Raw genomic sequence first — 11757 nt, 5'->3', positions numbered from 1 at the left:
GAGGGGAGTTGTGATAATAAAAAAGCCTGCATCTGCAGGCTTTTTTACTTCACTTGAAACTGAAATTATTTCAATTTAGTTTCTTTGTACATCACATGCTTGCGAGCCACTGGGTCAAATTTCTTGATCTCCATTTTCTCTGGCATGGTACGTTTGTTTTTAGTAGTGGTATAGAAATGACCTGTACCAGCACTGGATTCCAATTTGATTTTTTCACGCATGATAATATCCTTTGCAGACTAAATGTCGCGAGTTAGATTTTTTCGCCAGCTGCACGCAGGTCAGCCAACACAGCGTCAATACCGTTTTTGTCGATAGTACGCAAAGCAGCGTTGGTGATGCGCAGGCTTACCCAGCGGTTTTCGCTCTCAACCCAAAACTTACGGTTTTGCAAGTTAGGCAAGAAACGGCGTTTTGTTTTGTTTTGTGCGTGAGAAACATTGTTGCCCACCATCGGTTTTTTACCGGTTACCTGACATACACGTGCCATGGTTGTCTCCAAATACTTTGATCTTTTCAGAAAGAGCGAGATTATAAAATGGAATCTAACATTAAATCAAGCAATTATTGTGCTTTTTAATGGATTAATGTTTTCCCGTACTGCCGAAACCGCCCTCACCGCGTTCACTGACTGTGAATTCGTCCACCAGGTGAAAATCTGCCTGTACTACTGGCACAATCACCATCTGCGCAATGCGCTCCATCGGATTCAGGATAAATGGCTCTTTGCTGCGGTTCCAGCAAGAAACCAGCAATTGCCCCTGATAGTCCGAATCAATCAGCCCGACCAGGTTGCCCAGTACAATGCCATGCTTATGACCCAGTCCGGAACGCGGCAGGATCAGCGCAGCATAATAGGCATTGTCGATATGAATCGCCATGCCGGTAGGAATCATCACGGTCTCACCTGGCTGTATGGTCTGTGTATGCTCGATACAGGCGCGTAAATCCAGCCCAGCCGACCCTTGTGTTGCATATGAAGGCATCAGGTGATGTAGGCGAGGGTCAAGAATCTTGAGGTCTACAGTAATGGACATACAACTTGCTCCAAAAATATTGCGTTATTAAACACTAAATAAGGGTGAAAATCACTAGACGTAGTTATCGACCTGAAAATAAAAAAGCCAGCATTTGCTGGCTTTGTAAATAAACGTTGTTTAGAACTGGTATTGCCCACTGATACCAACCAGATAATTGCGCCCGGTGGCTGGTTCGTAGAAGCGTAGGTTTGTATCATTTACGCGTACAGCTCCTATATATTCACGATCGAATATATTGTCTAATCGAATATATTCCTTAAAGCGCCAGTGAGCCAGATTCTGTTCAAATCCAACGCGGGCATTAAAGATAGTATAGGAGGAAGCGTTTTGAGAGTTAATATCGTCCACATATACTTTGCTGTTATATCTCCCTTCCAAGGCCGTGTAGAAGCCCAGCGGTTGATATTTCCAGGCCACTTCACCATATAGCTGGTTGCGATATGTGCCAGGGATGTAGTTGCCTGACTGAATGAGACCGTTATTGCCTACATAAGATGAACTATATTTCGCATCGAGGAATGAATACGCAAAATAAGTGGTGATGTTATTGTCATATCTCGTGTCTAGAGAGATCTCGGTGCCATATCGTCTGGTGTTGTTTGCATTGGCATATACTGAGCGGCCATTACTGTTTGCCGAAACAACAAGCTCATCTTGCGTAGTAATCCTAAAAGCACTTAAGGTCAGTAATGATGCATCACTAATGTATGCCTTTGCGCCTACTTCAAAATTATTGCTTTCACTCGGTTTTAAGCTCAGGTTGGGTGTCGCGGAAGGGGCTGTGCTGTTGTAAGCCGCTTCAATAAAAGTTGGCGTTTCAAACCCTTTACCATAATTGGCATACAAGTTAAAAGTTGGTGTGACTTTCCAGGTGGCACCAAAAACGGGAGTGGTTTTTTGGTAGTCCACAGAACCGCTGTTGTCTGGTGGAGTGAGGGAGTCATCTACTTTTAGCGTGACTTTTGTATGACGAGCACCTGCGTGGATATCAACATTATCAGTTAAGGAAAGTTTTCCCTGAATGTATTGATCAAAATTATCAACGATATTGTCTTCGATGCGGTTCGGACCTAATCCGGTGCCTTGGATATTCGTATCTCTTCTGGCATCAGTGGATTTGCCATAGTTCATGCCTAAACTAATGTTGTATTGTTTGCCTGCTATTTCACCTTTGTTATCCCAGCGTAAATCCGAGCCATAAAACTCCCTGGAAATTTGACTTGAACGGGCGTTGGTTCCAGTGGCGTTCGTGGCAAGAATCTGATTGTTTTCACGTGTGCCAACATAGGTAATCAGGTTGATTGAATTATTTGCATTAATAATATGCTCTAAGTTAAAGCCTACTTGTGTATGGTTGCGCGAAACCCGCGTGTTCGCATTAAGCGTAGCAGAGACAACCCCTTTCCTGTCATTTGCAACATCGGCTTTGGTTAGGCCACCTGGGTCCTGGGCATACTGATCAAACCAGTTAACCAGGGTGGTTATTTTTGTATCGTCTGTCAGGTTGAATTTAAATTTGGCAGTAGCCATTTGCTTGTTACTTTTACTATGGTCGCGATAACCATCTGAGTCAAAGTTGGACACATTGAGCGAGTATTCCAAGCCTTCCAGTTGACCCGCAGCTTCCAGAATTTCACGCTTGGTGTTGTAGCTACCAAACATTGTGGTTGCGCCAATTACCGGTGTGGCCGGTGCATCTTCAGTGAACATCTGAATCACGCCGCCTGACGAGTTGCCATAAAGTGATGAGAATGGGCCGCGCATGACTTCTATACTTTTTATGGCTGATAAATCAACCACCCCGGGTTGGCCTTGACCGTCAGGCATTGTGAGTGGGATACCGTCCACATATACGCGAATCCCACGCACACCAAAAGATGATCGGGAGCCGAAGCCGCGACTGGAAATTTGAGGATCTTGTGCCTGTTGTGTTCGGCTTTGTGCGGTCAGGCCAGGCACACGAATCAAACTTTCAGACAGATTCATTTGCAACTGACCATCTTGAATATCTTTTTGCTCAACCACATCAATGGCAATGGGCAGGTCAAAACTGTTTTGCGCCTGGCGAGTAGCGGTCACTACCACAGGTGAAAGTGTGAGGCTTCTTTCTTCTTCGGCCTCAGCCACAGAGAAACCAGCAAAAGCAGATGAAATTGCCAAACATATTGGCGTCAGACGGAATACAAAAGCGTGCATATAATATTTATTACTAACTTAAAGTGAAATGCGGCGATTGTAAGTTGTTTGTAAGGTAGAGCCACTCAGTATTTTCATGAAAATACTGGCTAATTACTTGTTATTGTTAAATGAGCTTAAGTGTTGGTAGAGATGGGTCAAGATTTTTGATGCAATACTGGTTTTGTCCGCTGAGGAGAGTGGGTACTCACCTGTTTCATCAATAATGGTGACGCTGTTGTTGTCGCTGCCTAAGGCGGTGTTGGCCTTGTTAGCAATAATCACTGGAATTCTTTTTGCTAGTCGTTTGTGCCTGGCATGCTCCAGGACCTGTTCTGTTTCGGCTGCAAATCCCACACAATAGGGCGGGTCAGGCAAAGCGGCCACCTCTGCCAAAATATCCCTATTTCTTTTGAGTTGAATGGTGAGGGTTTCTTCACTTTTCTTGATTTTCTGCTCGGCAGTCAGCACTGGACTGTAGTCTGCCACCGCCGCAACGCCAATAAAAATATCCTGGTCTGCGATATGGTGCATGACCGTTGCATGCATCTCACTCGCAGCGCTTGCGTGGAACGCGTGTGTCACAAGAGGTTGAGCGGCAGTTGTGTGGCCATACACCAAAGTCACTTCTGCCCCCATGTGCATGGCCACTTTCGCGAGTGCAAAGCCCATTTTCCCACTGCTCAGATTGGTGATGCCACGTACTGGGTCGAGCATTTCCATGGTGGCGCCTGCAGTAATCAGTATTTTTTTGCCTACAAGCAGCTTGGGAGTGAAGTGCGCTTGCACGCCTTCCAGAAGAGTTGCCGGTTCCAGCATCCTGCCTTGCCCCACTTCACCGCACGCCTGTTCGCCGCTATCGGGGCCCAGCAAGATCACTTGATCTGTGCGTAGCTGCGCAAGATTGCGTTGAGTGGCCGGATTTTCCCACATTTGCCGGTTCATGGCTGGTGCTACCAGAAGTGGGCACTCACGTGCGAGACATAAGGTAGAGAGGAGATCGTTGGCAAAACCATGCGCCAGTTTAGCGATAAAGTCAGCGCTGGCAGGTGCCACCAGAATCGCATCTGCCTGGCGGCTGAGTTCTATATGCGGCATGGCATTGGCAATGCGCTGATCCCAGCCATCAATAAAGACCGGGTTGCCTGACAGCGCCTGTAATGTTATTGGCGTGATGAAGTGCGTGGCGGCCTCTGTCATCACCACTTGTACGGTATAGCCTTGTTTGATGAGCAGGCGGATCAACTCGGCCGTTTTATAGGCAGCGATGCCGCCGGTAACGCCGACAAGCAAATGGCGAGAGGATAAGTGCGTGCTATTCATGCAGATATTTTAACTGTAAAGCCGGGACAGTGGCCGATTGGCTGCTGTTTCTTTAATAGTGTTAATATATGATAATTTTTGCGTATTACCTTTGCGCGGGTATGACAGGTTAACTCATTGAATAAGGAGATGGTATGGCAATCACTGACTGGCCGGAACGGGAACGTCCGCGCGAAAAACTGTTGCGGGCAGGCGCGGTAGCGCTTTCGGATGCAGAATTGTTGGCCATCTTTTTACGGGTGGGCGTGACGGGTAAAACAGCCGTGGATCTGGCGCGTGATTTGTTACGGCATTTCCAGAGCCTGAACGGGATTTTTTCCGCCAGTATTGCGGATATGCAGCAAGTGCATGGCATGGGCATCAGTAAATATTCTCAACTGCAGGCGGTGCTGGAAATGAGCAAGCGGGCGCTGGGTGAAACGTTGCGCCTGGAAGACAATTTCAATTCTCCCGCGCAGGTGAAAGCTTATTTAAAACTGCAATTGTCGCATTTGCCGAAAGAGGTTTTCGGGATTATGTTCCTGGACGCACAAAATCGCTTGATCGCCTACGAGAAATTGTTTGAAGGTAGTCTGATGCAAACCAGTGTTTATCCGCGGGAGGTGGTGAAACGTGCGCTGGCGCTGAATGCGGCAGCTGTGATCCTGAGCCATAACCATCCGGGAGGAGCCGTAGCGCCGAGCCGGGCAGACGAGCAGCTCACGCAAACATTAAAGGAATCATTGAACCTGGTTGATGTAAAGGTGCTGGATCACATCATTGTGGCCGGCCAAGACACATTTTCATTCAGCGAGCAGGGATTGATTTGATAATCAGGCAGGGAGGAGTGGTGGGTGCTAACGGGGTCGAACCGCTGACATTCGCCTTGTAAGGGCGACGCTCTACCAACTGAGCTAAGCACCCGTGCCTTGTAACGAAGCGCGCATTATACAGAAGCGTTTTTTTCTTGCAAGGGGTTTCCCGGGAAGTCTCGTTCTTTTCCGGCAAACTTTCAGGCGGTCAAGTGACTGGTGAGGCTGATAAGTTGCCGCGACATGGCCACCATACCGGTTTTACGCTTATCCGCCATTTCTGATAACAGTGAATATGCCTGCGTCTCGGTTAAGTCGCGTTGGTGCATCAGAATGTTTCTGGCACGCTCTACCAGTTTCTGCTCTTCCTGGCTTAGCTTGGCTGATGGCATGGTCATTGGGAGTTCGGGCATGGCGCTCATTACACAAAAGGTGAAATGGTTAACTGTCTATCCAGAATTAGCAATTCGTATGCCACAAAGGAGCTGAGTTTTAACATCATGATTGATAAGGTTTAATTAAGAGGCTGCCCTGAATTGAACGGAGATACGGCAGGGCAGGGATGCACCATGGTAGTGCCGGCGCCCCAGATGGCCAGAGGTGTTTTTGCGTTCAGCCCCGCTTTTTTGCTACAGTGCCAATAATTAGAAAGCAGAAAGAAGTGAATCATGATAAAGGGTCTTTGGGGGCGTGCCGGTTGGTCCGGCGTGACATTGCTGGGAGTATTTGCCTTTGCACAAGTGGCATTGGCGAGGGGAGAAGCGCTCAACGCGTTATGGTTGCTGGCAGCGGCTATTTGTGTGTATGTGATTGCATATCGTTTTTATGCAGCCTGGATCGCCGCCAGTGTCCTGAGCGTGGACGCGACACGGGCAACGCCTGCCGAGCGCCTGAATAATGGCCGCGACTATGTGCCGACGAATCGCTGGGTGGTCTTCGGGCACCATTTTGCCGCCATTGCCGGCCCCGGCCCGCTGGTGGGACCCACACTGGCGGCACAGTTTGGTTATTTGCCGGGTACCTTGTGGATATTGATAGGCGCTGTATTGGGCGGGGCGGTACAGGATATGGTGACATTATTCCTCTCCACGCGGCGCGATGGGCGCAGTCTGGGGCAGATGGCACGTGACGAGATCGGGGCCATAGGTGGCATGGCGGCCCTGTTCGGGACTTTTATCATCATGATTATTCTGATTGCGGTTCTTGGCCTGGTGGTAGTGAATGCCATGAAACACAGCCCCTGGGGAACCTCTACCGTGGCGGCGACGATCCCGATTGCCATGCTGGTAGGTGTCTATATGCGCCATCTGCGTCCCGGGCGGGTGCTGGAAGCATCATTGCTGGGTGTGATTCTGCTGCTGGCATCGGTGGTGATGGGTGGCTGGGTGGATCATCATCCGGTATTGGCCGCATTGTTTGACCACGAGGGTTTGCCGCTGGCGTTTGGTGTGATTGCCTACGGCTTTGCAGCAGCAGTGTTGCCGGTGTGGTTGCTGCTGGCGCCACGCGATTACCTGTCCACCTTTATGAAGCTGGGGACAGTGCTGGTGCTGGCGATTGCCATTCTGTGGTTGCGCCCGGATATCCATATGCCGGCCATTACCCCGTTTATTGATGGTACTGGCCCGATTTTCGGCGGCAAAGTGTTCCCGTTTGTGTTTATCACCATTGCCTGCGGAGCGATTTCCGGTTTTCATGCCTTGATCGCTAGCGGCACCACGCCCAAGCTGATGACCAGTGAGCGTGATATCCGCACCATTGGCTACGGTGCCATGCTGCTGGAAAGCTTTGTAGCGATCATGGCCATGATCGCTGCGACGATTCTGGAGCCCGGCGTATTTTTTGCGATTAACAGTCCGGCGGGCGTGGTGGGTAAAGAGGCACTGGATGCGGTGAATACCATTAGCAGTTGGGGTTACCAGGTCACGGTTGAGCAAATGCAGCATCTGGCGAGTGTCATGGGCGAAAGTACCCTGTTTGCACGCACTGGCGGCGCACCCAGCCTGGCGGTGGGTATGGCCAGCATATTAGGCAGTGTGTTCGGTGAGCACCTGCTGGCGCTGTGGTATCACTTTGCTATCATGTTTGAAGCCATTTTTATCCTGACAACCCTGGATGCCGGTACCCGTGTAGGCCGCTTCATGTTGCAGGATATGCTGGGTAACCTTCATCCCAAGCTGGGCGAAACCTCTTATACGCCGTCCGTGATTTTCACCAGTGCGCTGGTGGTGGCAGGTTGGGGGTATTTCCTTTACATCGGTGTGATTGACCCGAATGGTGGTGTGAATATCCTGTGGCCGCTGTTTGGTATTTCCAACCAGATGCTGGCAGCCATTGCCTTGTCGATAGGCACGGGTATCCTGATTAAATCGGGCAAGGCCAGCAAGGCATGGGTGACCGGTTTGCCATTGCTGTGGTTGCTGCTGATTACCACCACTGCCGCTTATGAAAAAATCTTCAGCGCTGACGTGCGGGTCGGGTTTTTTGCGGCGGCCAGTGATTTGTCACAAAAGCTGGCTGCAGGCGTGTTGCCGCCTGAAAAGGCGGCGGTGGCGCCGCAATTGATTTTCAACCAGCAGTTGGATGCCTGGCTGACTGCATTTTTTGTGATTGTGCTGTGGGTTGTTGTACTGGATATGCTGAATATGAGTCGCCGCTATTTGTCCGGCAAACCGGTATTGCCGCTCACTGAGGCCGGCTATGTAGCGACCCGCCTGGAAAAAGGGGCTGTATGATGAACTGGTTCAGGCAATGCTGGCAGCATGTACGGCAATTATCCGGGGACGATATGTATGAACGTTACCTGGCACATTATGCCGAGCATCATGCAGGCGAAACAGATACGCCACCTTTGTCGCGCGCAGAGTTTTTCAGGCAATGGCAGGATGAGAAGTGGCAAGGCGTTAAGCGCTGTTGTTAGTCGCTGTGCGCCTTAGTTAGTGTTCCGGTTTCGATACTGATGCATGGCATAGACTAACAGATGTCATTTTTAATGCCGATTCACGAATGTAACAAACCTGTTTCAGGCACGCATGGCCGTGCGTATTCAGTTAAAATAATACTTTAACGATAACTCCCCAGATTTCAGATGCCTAAATACCGCTCCCACACGACCACCCAAGGTCGTAACATGGCTGGTGCCCGTGCGCTTTGGCGTGCCACCGGCATGAAAGATGAAGATTTTTCCAAACCGATTATTGCGATTGCCAACTCCTTTACTCAGTTTGTGCCGGGGCACGTGCACTTAAAAGACCTCGGGCAGTTAGTCGCGCGTGAAATTGAAAAAGCGGGTGGTGTTGCCAAGGAATTCAATACCATCGCGGTGGATGATGGCATTGCCATGGGCCACAGCGGTATGTTGTACAGTCTGCCCAGCCGTGACCTGATTGCGGACAGTGTGGAGTACATGGTCAATGCGCACTGTGCAGATGCCCTGGTGTGTATTTCCAACTGTGACAAAATCACGCCCGGCATGTTGATGGCTGCGTTGCGCCTGAACATCCCTGTTGTATTCGTATCCGGCGGCCCGATGGAAGCCGGTAAGGTCAACTGGCAGGGCGAGGTGCGCAAGCTGGATCTGGTCGATGCCATGGTTGAAGCGGCGGACAGTCATGTCAGTGATGCAGAAGTGGCGGAGGTTGAGCGTTCTGCCTGCCCAACCTGTGGTTCCTGTTCCGGTATGTTTACCGCCAACTCCATGAACTGCCTGACCGAGGCATTGGGCCTGAGCTTGCCCGGCAACGGTTCCACATTGGCAACCCATGCCGCACGCAAGCAATTGTTCCTGCAGGCAGGCCGCCTGATTGTGGAACTGGCCAAACGCCATTACGAACAGGATGATTACTCTGTACTGCCACGCAATATCGCGACCATGCGCGCGTTTGAAAATGCCATGAGTCTGGATGTCGCCATGGGGGGATCTACCAATACCGTATTGCATCTGCTGGCTGCCGCGCATGAGGCAGGGGTTGATTTCACCATGAAAGATATTGACCGTATCTCACGGCAGGTGCCGTGTGTATCCAAAGTTGCGCCTGCGACCAGCAAATATCACATGGAAGATGTACACCGCGCCGGCGGCGTGATGGGCATCCTGGCGGAACTCAATCGTGCCGGTGTGATTCATACCAATGTGCCTACCATCCATAGCGCGAACATGGGTGAAGCGCTCGCCAAGTGGGACATCGTTACCACGCAAGATGAAGAGGTGAAGAAGTTTTACCGCGCCGCGCCTGGCGGGATTTCGACGACAATTGCTTTCAGCCAGAGCATGCTGTGGCCGTCGCTGGATGACGACCGTGAAAACGGTTGTATCCGTGACAAGGCACATGCCTATTCGCAGGATGGTGGCCTGGCCGTGTTGTACGGCAATATCGCGCTGGATGGCTGTATTGTGAAAACTGCCGGTGTGGATGACAGCATCCTGAAATTTACTGGCCGGGCACGTGTCTACGAAAGCCAGGATGCTGCCGTTGCAAGCATCCTGGCGGATGAAGTGGTGGCGGGTGATGTGGTTGTGATCCGGTATGAAGGTCCGCGTGGCGGTCCTGGCATGCAGGAAATGCTGTACCCGACCTCTTACCTCAAATCAAAAGGCCTGGGCAAAGCCTGTGCCTTGCTGACCGATGGCCGTTTTTCTGGCGGTACGTCGGGCTTGAGTATCGGCCATGCTTCACCGGAAGCGGCAGAAGGTGGCGCGATTGGGCTGGTGCAGGAAGGCGATACGATTGAAATCGATATTCCAAACCGTACTATCCACCTGGCGATCAGCGATGAGGAAATGGCCCATCGCCGCAGCAATATGGAGGCCAAAGGCAATGATGCCTGGAAGCCGTTGAGCCGCGAACGTGTGGTTTCACCTGCCTTGCGTGCCTATGCCGCCATGAGTACCAGTGCTGCAAAAGGCGCTGTCAGAGACGTATCGCAAATCGAAAGGGGACATAAATGACCGTTGAAGCAACCTTGCAGCATGGTCAACCCGAAATGACGAAGCGCATGCAGTTGCATGCGCATGTGAGCCAGTTGCAGGATGAAAACGGGCTGCAATATCTTGAAATTGATAATCCGCTGGCAACCGGCAAGATTGCGCTGCAAGGCGCGCATGTCATGCAATGGCAACCCAAGTTCCTATCTGATCCAGTGCTGTGGTTATCCAGCAACGCCCGCTATATCAAAGGTCGTTCCATTCGCGGCGGTACCCCGATCTGCTGGCCCTGGTTTGGTGCGCACCCGACGGACAGCACCTTATGCCCGCACGGCTTTGCACGCGTGATTCCGTGGCGCGTCATGGACATTGATGCGACACAGACAGGCGCTACGCGCATTATCCTGGAAATGCAGCAGACGCCGGAAGCGCAACGCCAGTTATCTTATCCCTACGAATTGACACTCACGATTACCATTGGGCGTCGCTTGCGTATTGATATGGCGACTACCAATTTGGCCGAGCATCCGTTTGTGATTGGCGAAGCCTTCCACACATACTTCAATGTCAGTGATATTTCCAATATCCATATCACCGGCATGCAGGATTGTGTCTATATGGACAAGTTGTTGAGATATGAACGCAATGTTGAGCACAACGCCTTGGCGTTTGACGGCAAAGAGTACGATAGAGTCTATGTCAACCATAGCGCGGATTGTGCCATTCATGATAGCGGCTATAACCGCATTATCCATATTGCGAAGTCAGGCAGTGATGCCACTGTGGTATGGAACCCCGGTGCAGAGAAAGCGGGCTCCATGGGCGATATGGGCACCGCAGATGAGTGGCGTAAAACCATCTGTGTGGAGACCACCAATGCACTGGATAATATGGTGGTGATTAACCCGGGCCGTAAACATACGCTGAGCGCAGAATACTCTATCGAAACACTCTAAACGATTATTCCACAGCACTGTCAACGCATGCGAAATTCATGCGTTTCTAGCTTGTTGGTAAAATATCAGTACCGTTGAAATTAATTCGATTTGCCTTACTAAAATTCACTTTGGCGCTATTGTGGAATTTCAGTGGTCAGGTAAGATGCCACATGCAATAAAATTTGCATTTTGGGGTTGTATACGATTATTTCAAAGATATTCAAGGAGTGCACATGAAAGTTTTATTCTCTGCAATCGCGGCAGCTACCCTGCTGATGGCCGGCCCGGCACATGCTGTTGACGCAGCAGCAGCCAAAGCGCTGGCACAAAAAAGTGGCTGTCTGGCTTGTCACAGCGTTGATGCCAAAGTATTAGGCCCGGCCTACAAGGACGTCGCGGCAAAATACAAAGGCGATAAAACCGCTGAAGGCAAATTGATTGCTAAAGTGAAAGCCGGTGGTAGTGGCGTGTGGGGTAATATTCCTATGCCGGCTAACAGCCCGCAAGTGAAAGACGAAGACATCAAAACCATCGTTGAATGGGTGTTGTCCCTGTAATTTCAGCCC

At 50.5% G+C, this 11757-nt stretch carries 12 protein-coding genes and 1 tRNA gene; 6 read left to right on the top strand and 7 right to left on the bottom strand.

The genetic code is table 11. The features are described 5' to 3' along the window. Positions 1-65: 65 nt before the first annotated feature. From rpmG to coaBC, 5 genes are all read right to left on the bottom strand, one after another. On the bottom strand, positions 66-221 hold the full coding sequence (rpmG, locus tag BLP53_RS12955; RefSeq protein WP_013441158.1) for a 50S ribosomal protein L33: 156 nt from the start codon (positions 219-221) through the stop codon (positions 66-68). A 32-nt stretch (positions 222-253) separates the two neighbouring features. Further along, positions 254-490, bottom strand: coding sequence for a 50S ribosomal protein L28 (gene rpmB / locus BLP53_RS12950; RefSeq protein WP_091472854.1), 237 nt, complete (start codon positions 488-490; stop codon positions 254-256). 94 nt (positions 491-584) lie between these two features. Next, positions 585-1037 carry a dUTP diphosphatase gene (gene dut, locus BLP53_RS12945; RefSeq protein ID WP_091472851.1) on the bottom strand — a complete coding sequence of 151 codons (453 nt, stop codon included), beginning with the start codon at positions 1035-1037 and terminating at the stop codon, positions 585-587. 120 nt (positions 1038-1157) lie between these two features. Beyond that, positions 1158-3236, bottom strand: a complete 2079-nt coding sequence (locus BLP53_RS12940; protein WP_091472848.1) for a TonB-dependent receptor family protein — start codon at positions 3234-3236, stop codon at positions 1158-1160. A 93-nt stretch (positions 3237-3329) separates the two neighbouring features. Next, positions 3330-4538: a bifunctional phosphopantothenoylcysteine decarboxylase/phosphopantothenate--cysteine ligase CoaBC gene (gene coaBC, locus BLP53_RS12935; protein WP_091472844.1), complete on the bottom strand. Its 1209-nt coding sequence runs from the start codon at positions 4536-4538 to the stop codon at positions 3330-3332. Between the two features lie 134 nt (positions 4539-4672). On the opposite strand from coaBC, the gene radC reads away from it, so the two are divergent. Further along, a complete protein-coding gene (gene radC, locus BLP53_RS12930) occupies positions 4673-5347 on the top strand; it encodes a RadC family protein (protein ID WP_091472842.1) in 675 nt (224 codons plus the stop codon). A gap of 18 nt (positions 5348-5365) precedes the next feature. Here radC and BLP53_RS12925 read toward each other — a convergent pair. After that, positions 5366-5441: transfer RNA gene (locus BLP53_RS12925), tRNA-Val, on the bottom strand. An 88-nt stretch (positions 5442-5529) separates the two neighbouring features. Continuing rightward, entirely contained in the window at positions 5530-5742 is a 213-nt protein-coding gene (locus tag BLP53_RS12920; protein ID WP_091472838.1) for an ANTAR domain-containing protein, read from the bottom strand. Between the two features lie 255 nt (positions 5743-5997). Between BLP53_RS12920 and BLP53_RS12915 the strand changes: the two genes are divergently transcribed. The 5 genes from BLP53_RS12915 (at position 5998) to BLP53_RS12895 (ending at position 11748) form a co-directional block, all read left to right on the top strand. Beyond that, entirely contained in the window at positions 5998-8064 is a 2067-nt protein-coding gene (locus BLP53_RS12915; RefSeq protein WP_091472836.1) for a carbon starvation CstA family protein, read from the top strand. Further along, the gene (locus BLP53_RS12910; RefSeq protein WP_091472832.1) at positions 8061-8249 is read left to right on the top strand and encodes a YbdD/YjiX family protein; all 189 of its coding nucleotides are present in this window, start codon (positions 8061-8063) and stop codon (positions 8247-8249) included. The genes BLP53_RS12915 and BLP53_RS12910 overlap by 4 nt, the downstream gene beginning before the upstream one ends. 168 nt (positions 8250-8417) lie before the next feature. Next, positions 8418-10277 (top strand): dihydroxy-acid dehydratase, encoded by a 1860-nt coding sequence (gene ilvD, locus BLP53_RS12905; protein WP_091472827.1) that lies wholly within the window; start codon positions 8418-8420, stop codon positions 10275-10277. After that, complete coding sequence (locus BLP53_RS12900) at positions 10274-11209, top strand: D-hexose-6-phosphate mutarotase (RefSeq protein ID WP_091472822.1); 936 nt, start codon at positions 10274-10276, stop codon at positions 11207-11209. The genes ilvD and BLP53_RS12900 overlap by 4 nt, the downstream gene beginning before the upstream one ends. A gap of 215 nt (positions 11210-11424) precedes the next feature. Further along, entirely contained in the window at positions 11425-11748 is a 324-nt protein-coding gene (locus BLP53_RS12895) for a c-type cytochrome (protein ID WP_091472818.1), read from the top strand. Positions 11749-11757 lie beyond the last annotated feature (9 nt).

Origin of the sequence: Methylophilus rhizosphaerae (genome assembly GCF_900100975.1) — a bacterium.
Taxonomy (GTDB): Bacteria; Pseudomonadota; Gammaproteobacteria; order Burkholderiales; family Methylophilaceae; genus Methylophilus; species Methylophilus rhizosphaerae.
The sequence above is the reverse complement of the archived record's forward strand: the minus strand, read 5'-3'. Positions and strand labels throughout refer to the sequence as shown.